Genomic DNA, 24769 nt, shown 5'->3' with positions numbered 1-24769 from the left:
TCTCCCTGGTGCAGTCGCGGGCCGTGTGGCTCAAGCGTCCAGCAGAATATCGGTGTAGAGTTCGGCCACGTCGGGCTCCGGCGATTGCTGGGCGAATTCGGCGGATTCCGCCACCACGCTGCGCACCTCCTGGTCCATGGCCTTGAAGGCGTCCTCGTCGATCAGACCGGCCTTGAGCGCCTTGGCCCGCAAGCCTTCGATCGGGTCGTGTTCCTCGCGCATTTTCGAGACTTCCTCGCGCGAGCGATATTTGGCCGGATCGCTCATGGAGTGGCCGCGATAGCGATAGGTTTCCATCTCCAGGATCACCGGCCCCTTTTCGCGTGCGTAGTCGGCGGCCTCCTTGCCCTCGCGCATGACCGTGACGATGTCCATGCCGTCGACGCGCTTGCCGGGAATGCCGAAACCCGCGCCCCGCTCGAACAGGCCGTTGCCGGCGGCCGCGCGGCTGACCGCGGTGCCCATGCCGTACTGGTTGTTCTCGATCACGAACACGACCGGCAAACGCCAGAGCGAGGCCAGGTTGAAGCTCTCATAGACCTGGCCCTGGTTCGAGGCGCCGTCGCCGAAATAGGCGAAGGAACAGCCGCCGTCCTCGCGGTATTTGTGGGCGAAGCCCAGGCCGACGCCCAACGACACCTGCGCGCCGACAATGCCGTGGCCGCCGTAAAATCCCTTTTCCTTCGAGAACATGTGCATGGAGCCGCCCTTGCCGTGGGAATAGCCCCCTTCCCGGCCGGTCAGTTCCGCCATCACGCCCTTGGCATCCATTCCGCACGCCAGCATATGCCCGTGATCGCGATAGCCGGTGATGATGCTGTCGCCCTCGCGCACCGCGGTCTGCATGCCGACCACGACCGCTTCCTGGCCGATATAGAGGTGGCAGAAGCCGCCGATCAGCCCCATGCCGTACATCTGGCCCGCCCGCTCTTCGAAGCGGCGGATCAGCAACATGTCGCGGTACAACTGTTCGACGACGTCCGCTGCAGGCAACTCGTTGGAGGCGGTGCTTGCCGCCGCTTTGGACCTGGCCATGAAGGTGTTCCTGCGCTTGCGGTGATACGGTTCCCCTACCATACCGCAGACGGCAGACGCGGCAAGTCATGCTCTTGTCCAAGACCGCCGATGCGCCGGTGCGCGGCTCCTATCGCGCGGCGTCGGCCAGGCGATCGGGAACCACCGGCGGCGGCATCAGCACCACCACCTCGTCCGGATGCGCTCGGTTCAGCACCCGACGGGTTTCTTCCTCCAGCAGGTCGCGGTCCACGGCCTTGCCGTCCAGCAGGCGCACGCGCCGCTCCAGCGCCATCCGGTCCTCTTCCAACAGGCCGAGTTCCGCCGATGACAGGGCCAGCGTCTCCTTGCGTTCGCCCAGCATGCCGAAGCCCTTCGGCCCGTAGACCGCATAGAGCGCAAAATACAGGGTCGCCAACGCAATGATCGCCGGCAGAATCGCCCGGCGCGATGTGCGCAGAAATTCGACGATGCGGTAGCGAATCCGGTAGGTCATGGCCACAACCGATGCACCGGTGCGGCCATGCCGTCAAGCGATTCGCACTTAAACCTTCTATTTGCGGATAAAAGCACCGCCATTGTAGAGCGCCGCACGGTCCAGCTGCTCCTCGATTCGCAACAACTGGTTGTACTTGGCCAGCCGGTCGGACCGGGCCAGCGAACCGGTCTTGATCTGGCCGCAATTGGTGGCGACCGCCAGGTCGGCGATGGTGGTGTCCTCGGTCTCGCCGGAGCGGTGGCTCATCACCGCGGTATAGCCGGCGCGGTGGGCCATCTCCACCGCCTCCAGCGTCTCGGTCAGCGTGCCGATCTGGTTGACCTTGACCAGGATCGAATTGCCGACGCCCTGGCGGATGCCGTCGGCCAGCCGCTTCGGGTTCGTCACGAACAGGTCGTCGCCCACCAGCTGGCAGCGGCTGCCGATCTTGTCCGTCAGGATCTTCCAGCCGTCCCAGTCGTCCTCGGCCATGCCGTCCTCGATGGAGACAATGGGATAATCGTTGACCAGCGCGGCCAGATAGTCGGCCATGCCGGCGCTATCCAGCACCTTGCCCTCGCCCTTCAGGTTGTACTTGCCGCCCTCGAAAAACTCGGTCGACGCGGCGTCCAGCGCCAGCATGACATCGACGCCGGGCTTGTACCCGGCACTCTCGATGGCCTTGAGGATGAAGTCCAGCGCGTCGCGGGTGCCGGACAGGTTGGGAGCAAAGCCGCCCTCGTCGCCGACATTGGTGTTGTGGCCGGCCGCCGACAGCGCCTTTTTCAGCGCCTGGAACACCTCCGCGCCGCAACGCAGGCCCTCGCCGAAGCTGGCGGCGCCCACCGGCATGATCATGAATTCCTGAATGTCGATGGGATTGTCCGCGTGCTCGCCGCCGTTGATGATGTTCATCATCGGCGTCGGCAGGGTGCGGGCATAGACGCCGCCGACATAGCGGTAGAGCGGCATGCCGAGCGATTGCGCCGCCGCGCGGGCCACGGCGAGGCTCACGCCCAGAATGGCGTTGGCGCCCAGCCGGCCCTTGTTCGGCGTGCCGTCCAGCTCGATCATCGCCTGGTCGAGATAAACCTGCTCCTCCGCATCCAGGCCGCTGAGCGCGTCGAACAGCTCGCCATTCACGGCGTCGACCGCGTCCTGCACGCCCTTGCCGCCATAGCGGCCGTCGCCGTCGCGCTTCTCCACCGCCTCATGCGCACCGGTGGAGGCGCCGGAGGGCACGGCGGCCCGGCCCATGGTGCCGTCTTCGAGTTCGACCTCGACCTCGACGGTGGGATTGCCGCGGGAATCGAGGATCTCGCGGCCGTGAATGTCGACGATGGCGGTCATGGCGGGGCTCGCTTTCGGAGTCGTCAGAGGGTAATCGGGTTCGCCTTGGCGATACGGTCGAGTTCCAATATCGGCTTCAGCATCGCTTCCAATGCGGCCAAAGGCACCATGTTCGGGCCATCGCTGGGCGCGGTGTCGGGATCCTGGTGGGTTTCGACGAACAGGCCGGCAATGCCGACCGCCGCCGCGGCCCGGGCCAGCACCGGCACGAACTCGCGCTGGCCGCCGGACTTGCCGCCCTGGCCGCCCGGCTGCTGCACGCTGTGGGTGGCGTCGAACACCACCGGCGCGCCGGTCTGCGCCAGGATCGGCAGGCCGCGCATGTCGCTGACCAGCGTATTGTAGCCGAAGCTGGCGCCGCGCTCGGTCACCAGCACATTGGGGTTGCCGGCGCCGGTCACCTTGGCGACCACGTGCTGCATGTCCCAGGGCGCCAGGAACTGGCCCTTCTTGACATTGACGACGGCCCCGGTCTCGGCCGCGGCCACCAGCAGGTCGGTCTGGCGGCAGAGAAAGGCCGGGATTTGCAGCACGTCCACCGCTTCGGCCGCGGCGGCGCAATGGGCGTTCTCGTGCACGTCCGTCAGCACGGGGCAGCCGAACTTGGCCTTGATCTCGGCAAAGATCGGCAGGGCGTCGGCCAGGCCGATGCCGCGGGCGCTGCCCAGGCTGGTGCGGTTCGCCTTGTCGAAGCTGGACTTGTAGACGAAGCCGATGCCGAGCCGGCCGGCAATGGCGGTCAGAGCCTCCGCCATTTCCAGTGCATGCGCCCGGCTTTCCATGGCGCAGGGGCCGGCGATCAGGGTCAGCGGCTTGTCCTGGGCGAACACGGCCGGACGGGCCAGGGCAGCGCCGGCGGTGACGGTGGCATTCGGATGGGTCATGGCGGTTTCACTCTTTGCGTCGGGCTGTAGCTAGCGCGCCCATCGCCGGGGAGCAAGACCGAGGTCGCAGCAGGACCTGTTACCTATGAGGTCGTCGGTTCAGACGATAATAGTCTCGCGGCGACGCGTTCGCGGACTTCATCTGGGACCTGCGGGTGAGATCTTCGGGCCATAGGGCGGGAGCTCCTCCCAAGTCCAACCCGCTTTTCTTGCATATGCAAAGAACAACTGAGAACTCATCCCAACGAACCGCCTGATACACGGCGCCGCATCCGTGATGCGGCCGTTGTCGGAAAATACCAGACAAGTACAATCATGGCCATACACCGTGAACATGCGCTCGGTATCCATTGACCCCTCCATATGAAATCAGTATTTTAATACCACATATTTCGAAGTGATACAAGAAATTGATACAAGAATATTACGGCGCCCGACCCCAACCGGCAGGGCGAATCCGCCATGCTGGCAAACAATTCTCTCCAGATCGGGTTCTGGGACAACGCAGAAAAGCGTGCGGTTGCGGCCGGACCGATGGCCTAGAAGCACCGAACCGGCGCCGTGGTGTGCCGCCCCCCGGCACAGTCGGCGAAAATGACGCCCTTCGGCACGAAGGCGTGGAACGCGAACGCGAAGGTCACATTGAAGATCGCGGCGGCGCCGTTGCGCCGAACCAGGACATTGCCGATGTCCGCGCCCTTGGCAATGGTGCGGTTGCCCAGGGCCGTCGCCTGCCCCGGCGTCCAGGTGAGGACGAGCCCGTCCCGGGTTTCGATCCGCCCCCGCGCCCGCAACAGGTCGAGCGTCCAGGCACGCTCTCCGACGCGCACCACCCGCGCCAGGGCGGGCAGGCCGTCCGGCGCCTCGCCGCGATAGAGCAACGGCCACGCGGCCCGATCGTAACCGATATAGGGGTTGGCACCGTAGGCGCGGCGGTTTTCGTCGTGCGGCACCAGAACCTTGCCCTGCGGGTGGGCCGCGCGGAACAGGCCGAACGCTTCCACCCGGCTCGGCAGCACGGTGAGTTGCCGGCCGGCAAAGGCGCCGACAAGGGCCCGACCGGTGAATTGCTGCCACCAGCTCTCGGTCGCATCGTCCCACATCACCAGATCCGAAAAACGCAGCTTGCCCGTGGTCCCGAACCGCAAGGCGCGCCCGTCCACCGACCGGTCGAACACGATGGAGGAGTCGCACAGCGGGCAATAGGTGATCGCCACCGGCTTGCCATCGACCGTGTCGTTGACGATCTCGTGCCAGATCAGCACCGCCAGCGGATAGGCGCGCCGGTCGTCGCCCAGACCGAAGGCGATCACGGGCTCGCGCGTGTTGTAGTCCGCCTTGGCGGCAGCGACGAAGTGCGGGTCGTCGATCGGCGGAATGCCGTCGCGCCCCGGGCCACCGCTCATGATCTCGCTCAGATCGACCACGGTGCGGCTGAAATCGGTCTTCCAGCCCTCGCCCTTCCAGAACTCCGGATTCGCCTTGGCCCCCAGCGCGATGACACCGAGCACAATGGCCAAAATCAATCCGATCCGCATTCCGCCCTTCTCCGGCAAAATTGTGGCAGGACCGCATCATGCCGTATCCCCCAAACGGGAACAACGTACGCGCGTTAACAATGCCGTGACGGTTGACCAATGCCCGAGGCAGCGCCACAACGGAGGGGTTTCCGACCCTAGCGAAATCGCGGTGCGTACGATGGCAGAGCGTGTGGATTGTGTGGTGATCGGCGCCGGCGTCGTCGGCCTGGCCTGTGCCAAATGGCTGGCCGAGGCCGGCCGCGAGGTCATCGTGCTGGAGGCGGCCGACATGATCGGCTCCGAAACCTCCAGCCGCAACAGCGAGGTCATCCACGCCGGCATCTATTACCCGACCGGCACCTTCAAGGCGAAAGCCTGCGTCGAGGGCAAGCAGTTTCTCTATGGCTATTGCGCCGAACGCGGCATTCCGCACAAGCGCATCGGCAAGCTGATCGTCGCCAGCGCGGAAAGCGAACTGCCGCGCCTGGAAACCCTCAAGGCCCAGGCGGACGCCAACGGCGTGCCCGACCTGGAATATCTGTCGCCGGACGCCGTGCGGCAGTTGGAGCCCGAGGTCGCCTGCGTCGGCGCGCTGCTGTCGCCGTCGACCGGCATCATCGACAGCCACAGCCTGATGCTGGCCTATCAGGGCGACGCGGAGGACCACGGCGCCATGCTGGCCCTGCTCTCGCCGGTGCTGGGCGGCGAGGTCTGCGACGACGGCATCCTGCTGCGCGTCGGCGGCGACGAGCCCATGGACCTGCTGGCGACCACGGTGGTCAACAGCGCCGGCCTGCACGCGCCGAAGCTGGGCCGGGCGCTGAAGGGCCTGCCGGCCGAGACGGTGCCGCGGGATTATCTGGCCAAGGGCAGTTACTACTCGCTGCTGGGCAAGCAGCCCTTCCGCCGGCTGGTCTATCCCATGCCGGTGCCGGGCGCGCTGGGCGTGCATGTGACGCTGGACCTGGGCGGGCAGTGCAAGTTCGGCCCGGATATCGAGTGGGTCGAGACGCTGAACTACGATGTCGACCCGCGCCGCGCCGATTCCTTCTATGCCGCGGTGCGCACCTATTATCCCGGCCTGCAGGACGGCGCGCTGGTGCCGGCCTATTCCGGCATGCGCCCGAAAATCCACGGCCCCGGCGAGCCGCAGCCGGACTTTCTGGTGCAAGGGCCGGAGCGACACGGCGTGCCGGGTCTGGTCAATCTCTACGGCATCGAATCGCCGGGGCTCACCGCGTCCGCCGCCGTGGCGCGCGAGACGCTGCGGCGGTTGGGGATGGAGGCCTGAACCATGTCGGACGCAAGCGAACGCGGCCGCGCCCTGCTGGAACGGATTTTCGGCGCTGACTATGTGGCAGCACGCGACGGCCGCGAGACCGACTTCACCAGCGCCTACAACCGTTTGGCGGAGGAGGCGGCCTATGGCCTGGTCTGGGCGCGCGACGGGCTGGACCTGAAGACCCGGTCGCTGCTCACCATCGCCTCGCTGACCGCGCTCGGCCGCGCGGGCGAGTTGCGGGTGCACCTGCTGGCGGCGGTCAACAACGGCGCCAGCGCCGACGAAATCCGCGAGGCGATCCTGCACACCGCCATTTATGCCGGCTTTCCCGCCGCCCGGGACGCGACCCAGATCGCCCAGCAGGTGTTGCAGGAATTGGGCAAGCTGCCGGCGCCGGAATAGGACCGCCGGAGGGGGAGCCCTGCTCGATATCCCGGATCCGCCGCCTCGGTCCGGGAGAGTTGCAAGGGCGAAGTCAGGACAGCCACTCCCGAGCATTCCCAGCCGAGCCGGAGGCGAGGGCCGGGATCTCCCGCCTCTGCCACCGCCTGCCGTGGAGCCCTGCTCGGACCGAGGTCCCGGATCGACGCGCTGCGCCGTCCGGGAAAGCCGAAAGGGGCGAGTTGGACAGCATTCCTGCATTCCTTGCCGAGCGGAGGCGAGGGCCGGATCTCCGCCCTTGCCACCGCTCTGCCGTGGAGCCCCGCCCGATCGACTGCCCGTCCGGGAAAGCCGAAAGGGCGAGTTGGGACAGCCATTCGAGCATTCCCGGCCGAGCCGGAGGCGAGGCCTGGACCCCTGCCTTGCCACTGCCCGCCCGCCCTGCTCGACGCCGAGGGTCCCGGATCGACGCGCTGCGCCGTCCGGGAAAGCGCGAAAGGGCGAGTTAGGGCAGCCACGAGCCGGAGGCGAGGGCCGGATCTCCCGCCTTTGCCACTGCCTGCAGAGGGCCCTGCTCGGACCGAGGTCCTGGATCGACGCGATGCGCCGTCCGGGAAAGCCCAGGGACAACCACTCCCTGCTTTCCCGGCCGAGCCCACTCCCGCCTCTGCCACCGCCCGCCGTGGAGCCTCGCTCGGACCGAGGTCCCGGATCGACGCGATGCGCCGTCCGGGCAAGCGTGAACTGCCGGCCCTGGTGACTACACCAGGCGCGACTGCTTGACCGCGGCGGCGACGAAGGCGGTGAACAGCGGGTGCGGCGCCATCGGCCGGGATTTCAGTTCCGGGTGGAACTGCACGCCGATGAACCAGGGGTGCCCCGGCAGTTCGACGATCTCCGGCAGGCGGCCGTCGGGCGAGACGCCGGAAAAGCGCAGGCCCGCCTCCTCCAGCCGGGTGCGGTAGGTCATGTTGACCTCGTAGCGATGGCGGTGGCGCTCGAAAATCTCGCGGGCGCCGCCATAGACCTGGGAGACCAGGCTGTCGGCCGCCAGTTCCGCCGGATAGGCGCCAAGGCGCATGGTGCCGCCCAGATCGCCCTCGGCGTCGCGCTGCTCCACGGTGTTGCCATGGGTCCATTCGGTCAGCAGGCCGACCACCGGATGCTCGCACGGGCCGAATTCGGTCGAACTGGCGCCGGTCAGGCCGAGCAAGGCCCGCGCCGCCTCGACCACGGCCATCTGCATGCCGAAACAGATGCCGAAAAACGGCACATTCTGCTCGCGCGCATAGCGCACCGCCGCCACCTTGCCCTGCGAGCCGCGCTCGCCGAAACCGCCCGGCACCAGAATGCCGGAAACGCCGGTCAGCACGTCATGGGCGGAGCCGTCCTCGATCGCCGCCGCCTCGACCCAATCCAGTTGAAGCTTGACGTTGTTGGCGATGGCGCCGTGGGCCAGCGCCTCGATCAGCGATTTGTAGGCGTCGCGCAGGTCGGTGTATTTGCCGACAATGGCGATGCGCACGGTTCCTTCCGGATGGCGCACCCGCTGGACCACGTCTTCCCACGCCGAAAGGTCCGGCGGCGGGGCCTCCAGATCGAAATATTCCAGCACCTGCTGGTCGAAGCCGGCCTCGTGATAGGTCAGCGGCGTCGCATAGGTGGTGTCCACGTCCAGCGCCGGGATGACCCGTTCCTGCCGGATGTTGCAGAACAGCGCCATCTTGCGCCGGGCGTCGGCCGGGATGTCCCGGTCGCAGCGGCAGAGCAGGATATCCGCCTGGATGCCGAGATTTTGCAGTTCGCGGGCCGAGTGCTGCGTCGGCTTGGTCTTGAGTTCGCCGGCAGACGGAATGTAGGGGACCAGCGTCAGGTGCACGAACATGGTCCGCTCCGGCCCCAGGTCCAGGCGCATCTGGCGGATGGCTTCCAGGAAGGGCAGGCCCTCGATGTCGCCGACCGTGCCGCCGATCTCGACCAGCACGAAATCCTCGTCCGACAGATCGCGCGCCATGCACTCCTTGATCATGTCGGTGACGTGCGGGATCACCTGCACCGTCGCGCCCAGATATTCGCCCGCGCGCTCGCGCCGGATCACCTCGGAATAGATCTGCCCCGTGGAGACGCTGTCCGAGCGGCGCGCCGCGATGTTGGTGTAGCGCTCGTAATGGCCCAGATCCAGATCGGTCTCCGCCCCGTCGTCGGTGACATAGACCTCGCCATGCTGGTAGGGGCTCATCGTGCCCGGATCGACGTTCAGATAGGGGTCGAACTTGCGGATGCGCACGCTGAAGCCGCGCGCCTGCAACAGCGCGCCCAGCGCTGCCGACGCCAATCCCTTGCCCAGCGACGAGGCGACGCCGCCGGTGATGAAAATGAATCGCGGACCGCTGCCCGCCCGCCGCGGCATCACCCCCGACCCGTCACTTGGACAGCGGCACTTGCGGGCCGGTGGGCGCCGCCGGAGCTGCGGGGGCGCTCGACGATGCCGGCGCGGTCGGCACCGCGCCATCCATGATCGAGCCGCTCTTGTGCGTGCCGCTGGCCAGAACCGCCAGCACCAGGCTGGTGGCGAAGAAGCACGCCGCCAGGATGGCCGTCGTCCGGGTCAGCAGGTTGGCAGTGCCGCGGCCGGTCATGAACCCGCCGCCTCCGCCGCCGCCAATCCCAAGCGCGCCGCCTTCCGAGCGTTGCAGCAACACGACGCCGACCAGGCCGACGGCGATCAGAAGATGAATGACGAGGACGATCTGAAGCATGGCACTCTGACTAACAGGCTCGGGACCCGCCGCCCTGCCGCGGGCAGGAGGGCAACGATCCACAGGTGTTCGGGCCCGCCTCGCAGCACAAGGTGGCCAAGCGCCCTATGTATCGCCTCGCTCGCCGCAATGCCAGATGCATTTCGGAGCGATGCGCCGCACCGGCCGAACCGGGCGCCTTTCCGGGCGCGCCCTCACCCCTTGATCGCGCCGGCGGCCCGCCATTGCTCCGCCTGCTCGGCGGCGATTCCCAACTCGGCCAGCACCTGGCCGGTGTGCTCGCCCAGATGCGGGGCGTGGGCCGCGGCCATGCCGTCGACCAGCGGCACGGTGCCCGGCGGGTTCGGCACCGGGATCGGCTCCGGCACCGCCGAATGGTTCAGCCACGAGACCAGGCCCGATGCCTCCACGTGCGGATGGTCCAGGAACTGGAAATAATCCAGCACCGCCTCGTTCTGCAATTTCGCCTCGGTCAGGATGGCGGTCCATTCCGCCGTGGTGCGTTGCGACAGCACCGCGCTGATCGCCCGGCCGAGATAATCCGCATTCTCGACCCGGTCGGCGCGGGTCTGGAAGCGCGGATCGGCCGCCAGATCGGGCAGGCCGAGCGCATCGCAGAGCGCGAGATAGTCGCGGTCGCGCAGAATGACGATCTGGATATAGCCGTCGGCGGTCGGGAACGTGCCGGACGGCCCGGAGGGCGCCTTGATCTCGCCCTTCTCCAGATAGGTCGCCATCATGCGCACGACCTGGAGGTTGGAGGCCGCCGCCATCAGCGAGGCGTCGATGAACCGGCCCTCGGTCGCGTCCCGCTTGGCATAGAGCGCCGCCGACACCGCCTGGAAGCAGTAGAGCGCCGTCGACATGTCGACCACGATCGGGTTGGTGCGGTGCGGAATGCCGTCCTGGCCCTTGTTTTCCATCATGAAGCCGGAAAACGCCTGCAACACCGGGTCCATGGCCGGCTTGGTGGCGAGCGGGCCTTTCTGGCTGAAGCCGGACACCGACAGATAGACGATGCCGGGATTGCGCTTGGCCACGTCCTCGTAGCCGAAGCCCAGCCGCTGGATCACGCCCGGCCGGAAGCCTTCCATGAACAGGTCGGCGCCGTCGATCAGGCGGTTGACGATCTCGCGGCCCGCTTCGGTCTTCAGGTCGAGCGCGATGGAACGCTTGCCCAGATTGCCGGCGATCGAATAGGCGGTGTTGTCGCCATAGACCGTGCCCAGAATGCGCGACCAGTCGCCTTCCAGCGGCTCCACCTTGACGACGTCGGCGCCGTACTGGGCCAGCAGCATGCCGCAATAGGGGCCGGCAATGCCCTGCGAAAGGTCGACGACCTTGATGCCCTCATAGGGGCGTTCGTAACTCATCGGCTGATTCCTCCGCCTCGGACGGTTATTGGAGCCCGTAGGTTTCGGCGTCGAGCCTATCAAAGATTTCGGCGGAAAGAAGGGCTATCGCGTCGTCGTCGGTCGCTTTCGGCCCCAGCAGGATCGCGTATTTGTCGTAAAGCACTTTCAGCCGGTCGAGAAAGTGCGGCGCATTGGCGATGCCGAACCGCTGTTCGGCGCTCTTCGCCACCTGCTCCTGATCGGCGGTGGCGAAACGGCGGATGCGATCTTCCAGCAGCAACTCGCCCCGAACCACCGCGATCCCCTGTTTCCGGGCCGCCGCAAGCGCCGCCGCATCCTGGCGGTGATAGGCGGCCGTGATGCGCACGATGCCGGTTGCCGCCGCCACGAATGCGCGCCGGCGCTGGTCGACCGACAGGCTGCGCCAGGCATCGCGGTTGACCATGAACGGGCCGGCGCCGCGATAACCGCCGAGCGGCAGCTTGGTCACCGCCAGGGCGTGGCCGGCGAGCGGCGGTCGGCGCAGGGCGGCGGCGATATCGATCACGGCCGTCACCTTCCCCGCCACCAGGGCGGCGCCGGTGTCCTCCCGGGGCGGCGCGGCCCTGCCGCCGAGGCTGACCACCAACCGGTCCCACAGGCTGCCGGGCGTGGCCACGGTCTGGCCCTCCAGGCTCTGGCTGGCGGCCAGCGGGCGCGGGCCGATCAGCCGGTAGGGGGCCGCACCGTAAGTGCCGAGAAAGACCAGCTTGCGCCGGGCGAAATTCTGCTGGCAGGCCGGGCATTCCCGCATCACCAGCTCGCTGATCGCGGCCGCCGCCGCCACGCTCTCGCCGCCGACCAGGAACAGTTCGCCCAGCATGGCCCAGTGTGGAAAATCGTCCGGATAGCTGGCGAGCGCGACCGGCGCCATCTGGTGCGCGCCGAGCGACAGCGCATCCAGCGATTCCGCCGTGCCGAGCCGCGGGCCGGTCAGGCGCAGTTGCAGGTCGATATCGGGCTTCAGCGCGGCGGCCATCGCCGCCCACCCCTCCGTCACCACCGGATGGTCGGGCGCGAGCGGATATTGCGCCTGCCAGACCGTCGGCTCGGCCGCCATGGCGGGGGCAGGCCCAAGCGGCAGCGCCAACACGAGCGCGAGCGACAGGGCAAAGCGAAGGGGGAAGAACCGGAGCATGGCAGGGATCGACGCGGCTTCGCGGGAGGGGACTCGAGGGGCCGACTCGAGGGGCCGTCTCGAGGGCCCCCTGTTTGTAGCGGGCGGCATGCCGTTGCGGTAGGGGAAACGTCGCTCTTGGCCCGTGCGTCCGGGGAGCGGAACGAAAGCCGCCCCGGACGCACGGGGCGCCGGGGCGGAGAAAGACCCCGGATCGCGCCAGGGCGCGCCCGGGAAAGCTCAAGCAGGAAAGCTCAAGCGGCCAAGCTTACACCGGGTCCCAGTTGAAATACGCCGCGCTGGGGGCGCTCGGCGTGAAGTGGGGGCGCAGCGCCGGCATGGCGTGCTCGTGGATCAGCGCCGGTGTCCAGCCCTCGCCGCGGTGGATGATGCGCACCGGGCGGTGCTGGCTCATCAGCATGATCTCGTTCGAGCGCACATAGAAGATCTGGCCGCTCACGTCCTTGGCCGCGTCCGACAGCAGATAGGCGACCGGGGCCGCGATCTTCTGCGGGGTCATGGCTTCCTGGCGCTTGCGGCGCTTCTCGCCTTCCGGCCCCTTGATCGGGATGGTCTCGATCATGCGGGTGAAGGCCGACGGCGAGATGATGTTCGAGCGCACGCCGAACCGGCTCATGTCGAGCGCGATCGACTTGGAAAGCCCGACCACGCCCATCTTGGCGGCGCCGTAATTCACCTGGCCCACATTGCCGACCAGGCCGCTGTTCGAGGTGAAATGCACCATCGCGCCGGATTCCTGCTGGCGGAAATAATCCGCAGCGGCGCGGGCCACATAGAAATAGCCGGTCAGGTGCACGTTGATGACGCTGTCGAAATCGTCTTCCGTCATCTTGTGGAAGATGCGGTCGCGCAGAATGCCGGCGACGTTCACCACGCCGTCGATCCGGCCGAACGTGTCCACCGCCTGCTTGACCATGGCCTGGGCATCGTCCCAGTTGGCGATGGAGCCGCCATTGGCAGCGGCCTCGCCGCCCATGGCCTCGATCATCTTGACCGTTTCCATGGCCGGGCCAGTGTCGCGGCCTTCGCCCTCGACCGAACCGCCCAGATCGTTCACCAGCACCTTGGCGCCTTCCTGGGCGCAGGTGATGGCGATCTGCTGGCCGATGCCGCGGCCAGCGCCGTTCACGAGGACGACTTTGCCCTCCAACAATCCTTCACTCATATTCCAAATCCTTGTAGTCGCAGCGTTTCAGGTCGCGCGGATCAATCAAATCGGGTCCCAGCAGAACACGTCGCCGGAGCGGTCGAGCCCGACAAAGCTCGGCACCAGTGCCGGCATGCCTTCCTCGGCAATGCTGCGCGGCGTCCAGCCTTCGGCCTTGTGGACCGAGCGGATCGGCCGCGACTGGCTGAACAGGATCTGTTCGTTCATGCGGCTGCCGAAAATCTGGCCGGTCACGTCCTTGGCCGCATCGGACAGCAGATAGACGCACATCGGCGCGATCTGGGCCGGCACCATCTGCTTGATCTTGGCGAGGCGGGCTTCCTGCTCCGGCGTGTTGGACGGAATGGTGCCGATCATGCGCGACCATGCGAACGGCGACATGCAGTTGGAGCGCACGCCATAGCGCGCCATGTCGAGCGCGATGTTGGTGCTCATGCCGACAATGCCGAGCTTGGCGGCCGAATAGTTCGCCTGGCCGAAATTGCCGATCAGGCCGCTGGTCGAGGTGAAGTGCACCATCGCACCGGATTCCTGGGTGCGGAAATGCTCGGCCGCGGCGCGGGCGACGTTGAACGAGCCCTTCAGGTGCACGGCGATGACCAGATCCCAGTCCTGCTGGCTCATCTTGTGGAAGATGACGTCGCGCAGAATGCCGGCGACGTTCACAATGCCGTCGATGCGGCCGAACGTGTCGATGGCCTGCTGCACCATGCCCTGGGCGGCCTTGAAGTCGGCGACGCTGTCGCCGTTGACCACCGCCTCGCCGCCCTTGGCCGCGATCTCGTTGCAGACCTCCTGCGCCGGGGTCGCATCGCCGGCGCCGGCGCCGTCGACCGCGCCGCCCAGGTCGTTCACCACCACTTTGGCACCCTCTGCCGCGGCGAGTTTCGCCACCTCGGCACCGATGCCACGGCCGGCGCCGGTCACCAGCACCACTTTGCCGTCGAGCATTCCATCAGCCATCTTTGCGTACTTCTCCCTTGGGGATATGCGGATGCCGGCAATCTAGATGCGGGATCGGACGGGCGCAATGGCGCGATACCGCCCCGTCGCCCCGCCATCGGGCCGGCAGGCTGAGCCAATCGGCGCCCTGGCCCGAGGCCCGGACCCGCGCTAGGAACGGGGCATGCCCGTACCGACTTCCCTTGCGGCTCTCGAAGCCGACCTCGCCCGCGACCTGCGCCTGCTGAATTATCCGCCGAAAGGCTGGGTGCCGGAGACAAGCGCCACCGATGGCCGGCCGGTCAGCGACGTGATCGTCGCCGGCGGCGGCATGCTGGGGCTCACGGTCTCGTTCGCATTGCGCCGCCAAGGGATCGAGCGGCTGCGCCTGCTGGACCGGGCGGAGGCCGGCCGCGAAGGCCCCTGGGTGACCTATGCCCGCATGCGCACGCTGCGCAGCCCGAACCACCTGACCGGCCCGGCCATGGGCCTGCCCGCCCTCACCTTCCGCGCCTGGTACGAGGCCCAGCATGGGGCCGAGGCCTGGGCCGGGCTCGGCAAGATCCCGCGCGCCATGTGGATGGACTATCTGGTCTGGTATCGCCGGGTGCTGAGCCTGCCGGTGGAAAACGGCGTGCGCCTCGCCGCGATCCGGCCGGCGCCGCACGGCCTGGACTGCGACCTGATCCACGCCGACGGCCACCGCGAGACCGCCGCCTGCCGCAAGCTGGTGCTGGCGACCGGCCGCGAGGGCCAGGCCCGGCCGCGAATTCCCGCCGCCCTCGCCCCGTTTTTCGGGCAGGGCGTGCAACACACGTCGGACGATATCGACTTCGCCGCACTGCACGGCAAGGACGTGGCGGTGATCGGCCTCAGCGCGTCGGCCATGGACAACGCCGCCTCGGCCCTGGAGGCCGGCGCCCGGCAGGTGACGCTACTGGCGCGCGCGCCGGCGGTGCCGCGCATCAACAAGGCCAAGGGCATCGTCTATGGCGGCTTCACCCATGGCTTCCCGACACTGGCGCCGGACTGGCGGCTGAAACTGCTGGACTATATTGGCAGCTACCGGGTCGCGCCGCCGCGGGATTCCCTGCTGCGGGTGTTCCGGCACGAAAACGCGGCGCTCTGGCTCGACGCGCCGGTAACCGAAGTGCGGCGCGAGGGCGGCCGGTTCTGCCTCGCGACGCCCAAGGGCTCGCTGCCGGCGGACCATGTCATCCTCGGCACCGGCTTCGCCATCGACCTGGCCGCACCGGCGGAGCTGGCGGACCATGCCCCGCTGATCCGCACCCATGCGGACCTGCTGGCCGAACGGGCGGGCGACGCGCAGGCGGAATGGCTGGCCTTTCCGGCCCTCTCGCCCAGCTTCCAGTTCGTCGAGCGCGAGGCCGGAAGCGCCCCCTATCTGGGCGATATTTACTGCTTCACCTATGCGGCCGCCATGACCCACGGCAATGTCTCCGGCGACATTCCCGCGGTGAGCGAAGGTGCGGAACGCCTGGCCCAGGGCCTGGCCGCCGACCTGTTCCGGGCCGGCATCGAGACCCACTGGCAGGCCATGCAGGCCTTCGACGATCCGGAACTGTTCGGCGACGAACTGCCGGACGGCACGCCCTGGTGGCCGCCCCTGGACGATACGCCCTGATACCGACAGCCTGACCCCGACGGCCTGATACCGACGGCCCGACCCCGGCCGCCGCGGCGCCATGCGACCATGGCACCGCAGCCCCGAGCCCTCCGCGTCAGCCGCCCTTGCGGGCGTAGCCGACGGTTTTCAGCGCCGCCTCGATCTCGGCCAGGATTTCCGGGTCGTCGATGGTGGCGGGCATTTTCCAGATTTCCGCGTCGGCGATCTTCTGCATGGTGCCGCGCAGGATCTTGCCGGAGCGGGTCTTGGGCAGGCGCTCGACCACGGCGGCGTCCTTGAAGGCGGCCACGGGGCCGATGGTCTCGCGCACCATTTTCACCACTTCGGCCTTGATCTCCGTCTCCGGCCGGTTGACGCCGGATTTCAGCACCAGGAAGCCGACGGGGATCTGGCCCTTCAGGTCGTCGGCAACGCCGATCACCGCGCATTCCGCCACATCCTGGTGCGCCGCCAGCACCTCCTCGATGGCACCGGTCGACAGGCGGTGGCCGGCGACGTTGATGATATCGTCGGTGCGCGCCATGACGAAGACATAGCCGTCCTCGTCGATATAGCCGGCGTCCGCGGTCTCGTAATAGCCCGGGAAGTTGTTGAAATAGGACGAGAGATAGCGCTCGTCCGCGTTCCAGAGCGTCGGGAAGGACGAAGGCGGCATCGGCAGCTTCGCCACCAGCGCGCCGATCTTGCCCGGCGCCAGTTCGTGCCCGTCCTCGCCCAGCACCCGCAGGTCCCAGCCCGGCGCGGGCTTGGTGGGGGAGCCGTATTTGACCGGCAGCAATTCGATGCCCGCCGGATTGGCGGCAATGGACCAGCCGGTTTCCGTCTGCCACCAGTGGTCGATCACCGGCACCTGCAATTGCCGCTCGGCCCACTGGATCGTGTCCGGGTCCGAACGCTCACCCGCCAGATAGAGGGTGCGGAAGCCGGAGAGATCATACTGCTTCAGCAGTTTGCCCTCCGGGTCGGCGCCGCGGATGGCGCGGAAGGCGGTGGGCGCCGTGAACAGCGACTTGACATTGTGCTGGCTGATGATGCGCCAGTAGACGCCGGCGTCCGGCGTGCCGATCGGCTTGCCCTCGAACAGGATGGCGGTGTTGCCGGCGAACAGCGGCGCATAGACGATGTAGGAATGGCCGACGACCCAGCCGATGTCGCTGGCAGCCCAGAACACCTCGCCCGGATCGACATTGTAGATGTTCTTCATCGACCAGTGCAGCGCCACGATATGGCCGCCGGTGTCGCGCACCACGCCCTTGGGCAGGCCGGTGGTGCCGCTGGTGTAGAGGATGTAGTGCGGGTCCGTCGCCTTCACCGGCACGCAATCGACCGGGTCGGCCATGGCCATGGCGTCGTTCCAGTCGATGTCCCGGCCCTCGACCATGCTGGCGGCGCATTGCGGGCGTTGCAGCACGATGGTGTGGCTGGGCTTGTTCTTCGACTGCTCGATGGCACCATCCAGCAACGGCTTGTACTCGACGATGCGGTTCGGCTCGATGCCGCACGAGGCGCTGACCACCACCTTGGCCTGGCAATCGTCGATGCGCACCGCCAGCTCGTGCGCGGCAAAGCCGCCGAACACCACCGAGTGCACGGCACCGATGCGGGCGCAGGCATACATGGCGACGACCGCTTCCGGCACCATCGGCATGTAGATCACGACCCGGTCGCCATAGCCCACCCCCAGCTTGCGCAGCGCGCCAGCAAAGCGGGCGGTCTGGTCGCGCAGCTCGCGGAAGCTGTAGGAGCGGATGGTGTTGGTGACCGGGCTGTCATAGATGATCGCCGCCTGCTCGCCGCGGCCGCTTTCCACATGGCGGTCGAGGGCGTTGTAGCAGGCATTGGTCTCGCCGCCGGTGAACCAGCGCGGCCGGTTCGGGTCGCGGTCGTCCAGGATATAGTCCGGCTTTTTGTACCAGTGGACGGCCTCGGCGGCCTCGCCCCAAAAGCCGTTCGGGTCGGCCAGCGAGCGGGCATGCAGTTCGGCGTAGCGTCCGGTCATCGTCCAGATGTCCTTTCCTTGGCGTCAGTCGCGACGAAATTTTGGGCAGTGTTACGGCAGGGACATACCGGGTGGCAAGCGGCCTTGGGGCCGCGCACGCAAATAGACGGCGCCCTGGGAGGGGCTTCCCGATTGCGGCCGGCGGGCGGGAAAACCGTCCGGGCGGCGGCGGTAACGGCGGAAACCGACCACGGCCACCGGCCCGGGCGTTGCGCCGGCGTGACAGCCGGGCGCCCGCCTGCTACTCACAAGGGAACCGGACCGTCCCGTCGCGGACGCTGGTCCCGCGGTTCGGCCCTGGACGGCCGGCATCGGCCCGGCCATTGCTCGCACTGAATAGGAAGATCCAACCATGGGTTTGATGGATGGCAAGGTGGCGCTGGTGACCGGCGCCGGGCGTGGGATCGGCCGCGCCATTGCGCTCGACATGGCCAAGGCCGGCGCCAAGGTGGTGGTGAACGATCTGGGCGGTTCGCTGTCCGGCGGCGAAAGCGGCGATCTGGCGCCGGCGCAGCAGGTGGTGAACGAGATCCAGGCCATGGGCGGCGAGGCGGCGGCGAATGTCGACAGCGTCTCGGACTGGGACGGCGCCCGCCGCATGATCGACACCGCCATCGACAGTTTCGGCCGCATCGACGCGGTGGTGAACGTCGCCGGCATTCTGCGCGACGGCATGCTGCACAAAATGTCGGAAAGCGACTGGAAGGCCGTGATCGAGGTGCATCTGAACGGCTGCTTCAACGTCTCCCGCGCGGCGGTCGAGCCGATGCGCGAGCAGGAGTCGGGCGCGTTCGTCCACTTCACCTCGACCAGCGGCCTGGTGGGCCAGATCGGCCAGGCCAACTACGCGGCGGCGAAAATGGGCATTGTCGGCCTCAGCCGCGTGCTGGCCATGGAAGGGGCGATCAAGAACATCCGCTCCAACTGCGTCGCCCCCTTCGCCTGGACGCGGATGATCGAGTCGATCCCGATCAAGAGCGACGAGCAGGCAGAGGCGTTCGAGAAATTCCGCGAGAACGCCCGGCCGGAGCATGTGGCGCCGGTGGTGACCTATCTCTGCAGCGAGGCGGCGGCCAAGATTTCCGGCAACGTCTTCGGCGTGCGCGGCGGCGAAATCTATCTGATGAGCCAGCCGCGCCCGGTGAAGACCATTCACCGCGCCGGCGGCTGGGACCACGAGTCGCTGGCGGCCATGGCCGAGCCGGCCTTGCGCAACGAACTCTACGGCCTGGAAAGCACCGGCGAATACTTTAGCTGGGACCCGATCTGACCCGAACGGCCGAGGGCGCGCGGGCGGGCCGGCGACGGCCGCCCGCGCGCCCTTGCCGTCAAGGGCTCCGGTTCAGAGCCTGGAGCGGAGTCTTTTCCCGCTGGCTCACCAGCCCATCTCCCCTGCCCTCGCGGAAGCGGGAGATGGGGCAGGAGAGTGGGTCAACCGGCACAGAGAGCACACCAGGCCAAGGGCTCAGTGGCCCGGGTTCTTTTCCTGGAATTTGGCGATTTTCTCCGGCGAGGCCTCGGTCTGGTACCGGGCCTTGTAGTCCGCGTACGGCATGCCGTAGATGCTCTCGCGCACCGCCTCGTAGTCCAGGGCGAGGCCGCGCTCGTCGGCCGCGGCCTTGTACCATTTCGAGAGGCAGTTGCGGCAGAAGCCGGCCAGATTCATCAGGTCGATATTCTGCACGTCCGGATTGTCGCGCAGGTGCTGCACCAGGGTGCGGAAGGCGGCGGCTTCCAGTTCGGTCTGGGTCTGTTGGTCCATGGGGGCGGGCCTCCTCGGCGGGCGGTTGCGGTGGCCCTTATATCGTGGTCAAGACGCGCGTTGACCAGGGCCGGTTTCCATGGGACGAGTCACCATGATGTCCGATCCGCGTCAACTCCTCCTCGCCTGTTTTCGCGCCGCCGTCGACCGCGCGGCGCCGGAGCGCGTGCTGGCCGCCCACCTGCCGGAGCCGCCCGCCGCGGGCCGCGTCATCGTTCTGGGCGCCGGCAAGGCGGCCGCGGCCATGGCGGCGGCCGTGGAAGACGCCTGGTCGGACGTGGCGATGACCGGCCTGGTCGTCACCCGCTACGCCCACGGCCGGCCGACAAGATCCATCGAGGTCGTCGAGGCGGGCCACCCCATGCCAGACGCCGCCGGGGCCGAGGCGGCGGCGCGCATCGCCCGGCTCGCCGCCGCGGCGGGGCCGCAGGACCTGGTGGTGTTCCTCGCCTCGGGCGGTGGCTCGGCCCTGCTGGCGCTGCCGGCGGACGGGGTCTCGCTCGACGACAAGCGGGCGGTGAATGCCGCCCTGCTGCGCTCCGGCGCCGATATCGGCGAGATGAACGCGGTGCGCAAACACCTTTCGGCGCTGAAGGGCGGGCGGCTGGCGGCGCTGGCGGCGCCGGCGCGGCTGGTGACGCTCGCCATTTCCGACGTGCCGGGCGACCGGGCCGACGTGATCGCCAGCGGCCCGACCGTGCCGGACGATAGCACGCTGGCCGACGCCCGCGCCGTGCTCGCCCGCTATGGCATCGACCCGCCGGCGAGCGTCGCCGCCCGCCTCGCCGACCCGGCGGCGGAGACGCCGAAGCCGGGCGACCCGGTGTTCGCCACCACCGATTTCCGCATGCTGGCCACGCCGCAGCAGGCGCTGGAGGCGGCGGCCGAGGTGGCGCGCCGGGCCGGGGTGGCGCCGCTGATCCTATCCGACCGGATCGAGGGCGAGGCGCGCGAGGTGGGCAAGGCGCTGGCCGGCATCGCGTTGCAGGTGGCGGCTCACGGCCAGCCGCTGGCGCCTCCCGCCGTGCTGCTCTCCGGCGGCGAGACCACGGTGACAGTGCGCGGCCAGGGGCGCGGCGGCCGCAATGCGGAATTCCTGCTGGGCCTCACCCTGGCGCTGGGCGGGCATCCGGCCGTGCACGCGCTGGCCGCCGACACCGACGGCATCGACGGCAGCGAGGACAATGCCGGCGCGCTCGCCGGCCCCGACAGCCTGGCCCGCCTGCGCGCCCGGGGCCTGGACCCGGCGGCGCTGCTGGCCGACAATGACGCCTATCGCGCCTTTGCGGCGCTGGACGATCTGATCGTCACCGGACCGACACGGACCAATGTTAACGATTTTCGCGCGATCCTGATCGATCGCCCGGAACGCCAGGAGCCTTGACAGTCATGCACCGCGGTCGCCACGCCAAAATCGTCGCCACGCTCGGGCCGGCCAGCACCTCGCAGGAGGTGATCCGCAAGCTGTTCGACACCGGGGTCGACGTGTTCCGGCTGAATTTCAGCCATGGCGAGCACGCCGAGCACGCCGCCCGCCTCGCCGCCATCCGCCAGATCGAGCGCGAGACCGGCCGCCCCATCGGCGTCATGGCCGACATGCAGGGCCCGAAACTGCGGGTTGGCACGTTTGCGGGCGACCGGGTGGTGCTGGAAGCGGGCCAGCACTTCCGCCTCGACATGGAGGATGCGCCCGGCACGGCCGAGCGGGTGACGCTGCCGCACAAGGAAATCTTCGCCGCCCTGGAGGAAGGCACCGACCTGCTGGTCGACGACGGCAAGATCCGCCTGCGCGTTCTCGATTGCGGCCCGGAATTCGCCGACTGCGAGGTGATCGCCGGCGGCCCGCTGTCCAACCGCAAGGGCGTGAACGTGCCCGGCGTGGTGCTGCCGCTGTCGCCGCTGACGGAGAAAGACCGGCACGACATGCAGTTCGCGCTCGACCAGGGCGTGGACTGGATCGCGCTCAGCTTCGTGCAGCGGCCGGAGGACCTGGCCGAGGCGCGGCGCCTGATCGCCGGCCGCGCCGGCGTGCTGACCAAGTTCGAGAAACCCGCCGCCATCAGCCGGCTGCGCGAACTGGTGGAACTCTCCGACGCCTGCATGGTGGCCCGCGGCGACCTGGGCGTGGAAATGCCGCCGGAGGAGGTGCCGGTGCAGCAGAAGCGCCTGGTGCGTTGCTGCCGCGAACTGGGCAAGCCGGTGATCGTCGCGACCCAGATGCTGGAAAGCATGATCCACTCCCCCGCCCCCACCCGGGCCGAGGCGCAGGACGTGGCGTCGGCCGTCTATGACGGCGCCGATGCCGTGATGCTGTCGGCGGAGACCGCCGCCGGCGACTATCCGGCCGACGCGGTGGCGATCATGGACCGGATCATCAAGCGGGTGGAGGCCGACCCGGTGTTCCAGCAGGTGCTGGAAGCCCAGCACGAACGGCCGCAGCCGACCGCCGCCGACGCCATCACCGCGGCGGCGCGCACGGTGGCGGAGACGATCCACGCCGCCGCCATCGTCACCTACACCACCAGCGGCTCGACCACCTACCGCGCCGCGCGCGAGCGGCCGATGGCGCCGGTGCTGGGCCTGACCTCGAACCAGAAGACGGCGCGCCGGCTGGTGCTGACCTGGGGCGTGCACACGGTCCACACCGCCGACGTCGACAATTTCCAGCTCATGGTCGAGAAGGCCGCCAGCATCGCCCGCTCCGAGGGCCTGGCCCAGCCGGGCGATGCGCTGGTGATCACCGCCGGCGTACCCTTCGGAACCCCCGGCGCCACCAACGTGCTGCGCCTCGCCTGGGTGCCGCGGGCGACGGTGTATTAGGGCGCTTATCACTTCGCCACGAGGCCGCCCACAGGGCGAATTGTTCCCCGGACGCCGCAGCGCGGCGATCCGGGGCCGCTTGCGGCGTGCGAACACCGGCAAGGAGGGTGTTCGATGAAAGACACCGGTCCCGGCCCTCGCCTCCGGCTCGGCCGGGAAACACGGCGGACTCGGCCAACACGCTGCCTCAGATCCAGCCGGGGACCGGGGGGATGCGGCCGGGCCTGGGGCGGGGATGGTCCGGGGTCAGGGCGTCCATGCGCTGGCGGGCGAGGCGCATGAAGGCGATGCGCCAAATCCCCGCCGAGCGGACATAGTCTTCCTCGTAGAACCCCCAGCCGATCCAGCCCCGCTCCTCCGGCGTCGGCGCGGCGGGGCGTTCCACATAGTCCATCATCGGCCAGACCGCGCGGGCGGTGTCGGGGCCGGAGACCAGGATTTGCGGCTCGTGCACATGGTGGATCGAGATCGCCGGGCCCAGAAACGCCGCCACCCCCTCGACGAACGCCGCGGCGTCCGAACCGTCCGGCACCGAGCCGAAGCCCTCGACCCGCGCGTCCGGCGCGAACAACGCGGTGAGCCGGCCCCACTGCTTGGTATCGACGAAACGGCAATAGGAGGCCTTGAGCTGGCGGATGGCGTCGGCGGCCAGCAGGCGGTCGAGGGAGGATGGGGCAGCGGTCATGGGTGTGCTCCTTTGGCGGCAATGACGGGCCGGGCGCCCGCGGCTAGACTTGGTACAGGATAGAGCCAACTCCCCGCCCGAGCGAACCGCCTCCCCCGCATGACCGTCCCCAGCGCGCCGCCGCCGTCCCAGGCCGTCTCCGAGCCCTCCACCGACCGGCGCCTGCGCCGCATGGCGCTGCCGATCATCGTCTCGAACGCGACCGTGCCGCTGCTGGGCGCGGTCGACACCGCCGTGGTCGGCCATCTGCCCGACCCGGCCTTTATCGGCGGCGTCGCGCTGGGGACGGTGATCTACAACTATGTGCATGCGAGCCTGAACTTCCTGCGCATGGGCACGACCGGGCCGACGGCCCAGGCGGTGGGCGCCGGCCACGGCCTGGCGGACGGGCCGGGCTGGGGCGAGGTGCGGAATATCCTGACCCGCGCCATGCTGCTGGCGGGGCTGCTGGGCCTTGCCATCGTCCTGGCGCAGTCTCTGATCGTCCAGGCCGGCCTCTGGGCGCTGGACGGCAGCCAGGCGGTGGAGGCACAGACCGCCAACTATCTGGCGATCCGGCTCTGGAGCGCGCCGGCGGCGCTGGCCATGTTCGTCGCCATCGGCTGGTTCTACGGGCTGGAGGACGGCAAGACGCCGCTCTATCTGCAACTGTTCGCCAACGGCCTGAACATCGCCCTGGACTTCCTGTTCGTCTGGGGCTTCGGCTGGGGGGTGGAGGGGGTGGCCGGCGCGACGGTGATCGCCGAATACCTGGCCATCGCCCTGGCCTTCGTGCTGATCCGCCGCCGGCTGGCGACGCTGCCCGGCGGCCAGGGGCGCACCCGGGTGCTGGACCTGGCCCGGCTGCGGCGGATGATGTCGGTGAACCGGGACATTTTCATCCGCACGCTGATCCTGATCACCGGCCTTGCGATCTTCATGAACCTGTCGGCGATGCAGGGCGACGTGGCGCTGGCCGCGAATCAGGTGCTCTACCAGATGGTGATGATCGGCACGTATGCGCTGGACGGTTTCGCCCACGCGGCCGAGGCGCTGGTGGGCGAGGCCTATGGCGCGCGCAACCGCGAACGGGTGCGTCGGGCCACCTTCGGCGCGTTGCGCTGGTCCTTCGGCATTGCCGTCGGCCTGGCGGTGCTGTGGGGCGCGGGCGGCTGGTTCGGCATCCAGCTTTTGACCGGCATCGAGGAGGTGCAGGCGCGGGCGCGGGACTTCCTGCCCTATGCGGTGGCGTTTCCGCTGGTCTCGGTGGTGGCGTTCGTGCTGGACGGGGTGTTTCTGGGTGCGACCCAGAACCGGTTGATGCGCAATGCCATGCTGATGAGCTTCGTCCTCTACCTGCTGGCGCTGTGGCTGACGCGGGACTGGGGCGGCAATGACGGGCTCTGGCTCTGCCTGCTGGTCTTCTTCTCGCTGCGCGGCGCGACGCTCTGGCTGTTCTGGCCCCGGCTGCTGCGCCGGGCGGAGGCGGCCTGACGATTGCCGCCGCGCCGAAACCGCGGCACCATGCCTGCCTCACTGAAACCGGAACCGTTCCTGGAGGATACG

At 68.4% G+C, this 24769-nt stretch carries 21 protein-coding genes; 7 read left to right on the top strand and 14 right to left on the bottom strand.

All coding sequences use genetic code 11. From position 1 onward, the window contains the following. Positions 1 to 30 precede the first annotated feature (30 nt). The 5 genes from pdhA to H6844_03730 form a co-directional block, all read right to left on the bottom strand. Positions 31 to 1035 (bottom strand): pyruvate dehydrogenase (acetyl-transferring) E1 component subunit alpha, encoded by a 1005-nt coding sequence (gene pdhA, locus H6844_03750; protein MCB9928517.1) that lies wholly within the window; start codon positions 1033 to 1035, stop codon positions 31 to 33. 109 nt (positions 1036 to 1144) lie between these two features. Beyond that, positions 1145 to 1510 (bottom strand): septum formation initiator family protein, encoded by a 366-nt coding sequence (locus tag H6844_03745; GenBank protein MCB9928516.1) that lies wholly within the window; start codon positions 1508 to 1510, stop codon positions 1145 to 1147. 57 nt (positions 1511 to 1567) lie between these two features. Beyond that, positions 1568 to 2842, bottom strand: coding sequence for a phosphopyruvate hydratase (gene eno / locus H6844_03740; GenBank protein ID MCB9928515.1), 1275 nt, complete (start codon positions 2840 to 2842; stop codon positions 1568 to 1570). Positions 2843 to 2865: 23 nt separating this feature from the next. Next, positions 2866 to 3726, bottom strand: a complete 861-nt coding sequence (kdsA, locus tag H6844_03735; protein MCB9928514.1) for a 3-deoxy-8-phosphooctulonate synthase — start codon at positions 3724 to 3726, stop codon at positions 2866 to 2868. 539 nt (positions 3727 to 4265) lie between these two features. Next, positions 4266 to 5264, bottom strand: a complete 999-nt coding sequence (locus H6844_03730) for a DUF3179 domain-containing protein (GenBank protein MCB9928513.1) — start codon at positions 5262 to 5264, stop codon at positions 4266 to 4268. A 160-nt stretch (positions 5265 to 5424) separates the two neighbouring features. On the opposite strand from H6844_03730, the gene H6844_03725 reads away from it, so the two are divergent. Both H6844_03725 and H6844_03720 read left to right on the top strand, forming a co-directional pair. Next, a complete protein-coding gene (locus H6844_03725; protein MCB9928512.1) occupies positions 5425 to 6537 on the top strand; it encodes an NAD(P)/FAD-dependent oxidoreductase in 1113 nt (370 codons plus the stop codon). A 3-nt stretch (positions 6538 to 6540) separates the two neighbouring features. Then, positions 6541 to 6930 carry a carboxymuconolactone decarboxylase family protein gene (locus H6844_03720; GenBank protein MCB9928511.1) on the top strand — a complete coding sequence of 130 codons (390 nt, stop codon included), beginning with the start codon at positions 6541 to 6543 and terminating at the stop codon, positions 6928 to 6930. A 739-nt stretch (positions 6931 to 7669) separates the two neighbouring features. Here the strand turns inward: H6844_03720 and H6844_03715 are convergent. The 6 genes from H6844_03715 to H6844_03690 form a co-directional block, all read right to left on the bottom strand. Continuing rightward, positions 7670 to 9319, bottom strand: a complete 1650-nt coding sequence (locus H6844_03715; protein ID MCB9928510.1) for a CTP synthase — start codon at positions 9317 to 9319, stop codon at positions 7670 to 7672. A 13-nt stretch (positions 9320 to 9332) separates the two neighbouring features. Continuing rightward, positions 9333 to 9668: a preprotein translocase subunit SecG gene (secG, locus tag H6844_03710; protein ID MCB9928509.1), complete on the bottom strand. Its 336-nt coding sequence runs from the start codon at positions 9666 to 9668 to the stop codon at positions 9333 to 9335. Between the two features lie 194 nt (positions 9669 to 9862). Further along, entirely contained in the window at positions 9863 to 11041 is a 1179-nt protein-coding gene (locus H6844_03705) for a CoA transferase (protein MCB9928508.1), read from the bottom strand. A 25-nt stretch (positions 11042 to 11066) separates the two neighbouring features. Beyond that, positions 11067 to 12200: a hypothetical protein gene (locus H6844_03700; protein ID MCB9928507.1), complete on the bottom strand. Its 1134-nt coding sequence runs from the start codon at positions 12198 to 12200 to the stop codon at positions 11067 to 11069. A gap of 247 nt (positions 12201 to 12447) precedes the next feature. Further along, positions 12448 to 13365 carry an SDR family oxidoreductase gene (locus tag H6844_03695; protein MCB9928506.1) on the bottom strand — a complete coding sequence of 306 codons (918 nt, stop codon included), beginning with the start codon at positions 13363 to 13365 and terminating at the stop codon, positions 12448 to 12450. Between the two features lie 45 nt (positions 13366 to 13410). Beyond that, positions 13411 to 14331, bottom strand: a complete 921-nt coding sequence (locus H6844_03690; protein ID MCB9928505.1) for an SDR family oxidoreductase — start codon at positions 14329 to 14331, stop codon at positions 13411 to 13413. 163 nt (positions 14332 to 14494) lie between these two features. Between H6844_03690 and H6844_03685 the strand changes: the two genes are divergently transcribed. Further along, positions 14495 to 15955 (top strand): NAD(P)/FAD-dependent oxidoreductase, encoded by a 1461-nt coding sequence (locus H6844_03685; GenBank protein ID MCB9928504.1) that lies wholly within the window; start codon positions 14495 to 14497, stop codon positions 15953 to 15955. A 97-nt stretch (positions 15956 to 16052) separates the two neighbouring features. On the opposite strand, the gene H6844_03680 is transcribed toward H6844_03685, so the two are convergent. Further along, complete coding sequence (locus tag H6844_03680) at positions 16053 to 17957, bottom strand: propionyl-CoA synthetase (GenBank protein MCB9928503.1); 1905 nt, start codon at positions 17955 to 17957, stop codon at positions 16053 to 16055. A gap of 352 nt (positions 17958 to 18309) precedes the next feature. On the opposite strand from H6844_03680, the gene H6844_03675 reads away from it, so the two are divergent. After that, positions 18310 to 19227, top strand: a complete 918-nt coding sequence (locus tag H6844_03675) for an SDR family oxidoreductase (protein ID MCB9928502.1) — start codon at positions 18310 to 18312, stop codon at positions 19225 to 19227. 195 nt (positions 19228 to 19422) lie between these two features. On the opposite strand, the gene H6844_03670 is transcribed toward H6844_03675, so the two are convergent. Then, on the bottom strand, positions 19423 to 19719 hold the full coding sequence (locus tag H6844_03670; protein MCB9928501.1) for a DUF1244 domain-containing protein: 297 nt from the start codon (positions 19717 to 19719) through the stop codon (positions 19423 to 19425). A 94-nt stretch (positions 19720 to 19813) separates the two neighbouring features. On the opposite strand from H6844_03670, the gene H6844_03665 reads away from it, so the two are divergent. Both H6844_03665 and pyk read left to right on the top strand, forming a co-directional pair. Continuing rightward, positions 19814 to 21103 (top strand): glycerate kinase, encoded by a 1290-nt coding sequence (locus tag H6844_03665; protein ID MCB9928500.1) that lies wholly within the window; start codon positions 19814 to 19816, stop codon positions 21101 to 21103. Positions 21104 to 21108: 5 nt separating this feature from the next. Next, a complete protein-coding gene (pyk, locus tag H6844_03660) occupies positions 21109 to 22539 on the top strand; it encodes a pyruvate kinase (GenBank protein MCB9928499.1) in 1431 nt (476 codons plus the stop codon). A gap of 187 nt (positions 22540 to 22726) precedes the next feature. On the opposite strand, the gene H6844_03655 is transcribed toward pyk, so the two are convergent. Then, the gene (locus H6844_03655) at positions 22727 to 23224 is read right to left on the bottom strand and encodes a nuclear transport factor 2 family protein (protein ID MCB9928498.1); all 498 of its coding nucleotides are present in this window, start codon (positions 23222 to 23224) and stop codon (positions 22727 to 22729) included. A gap of 99 nt (positions 23225 to 23323) precedes the next feature. Here H6844_03655 and H6844_03650 point away from each other — a divergent pair, with 99 nt between their 5' ends. Then, on the top strand, positions 23324 to 24697 hold the full coding sequence (locus H6844_03650) for an MATE family efflux transporter (GenBank protein MCB9928497.1): 1374 nt from the start codon (positions 23324 to 23326) through the stop codon (positions 24695 to 24697). The last annotated feature ends 72 nt before the right edge of the window (positions 24698 to 24769 follow it).

It is taken from the genome of Alphaproteobacteria bacterium (assembly GCA_020638555.1).
Taxonomy (GTDB): domain Bacteria; phylum Pseudomonadota; class Alphaproteobacteria; order Bin95; family Bin95; genus JACKII01.
Note: the sequence above shows the minus strand (reverse complement) of the source record. Positions and strands in the feature narration are given on the sequence as shown.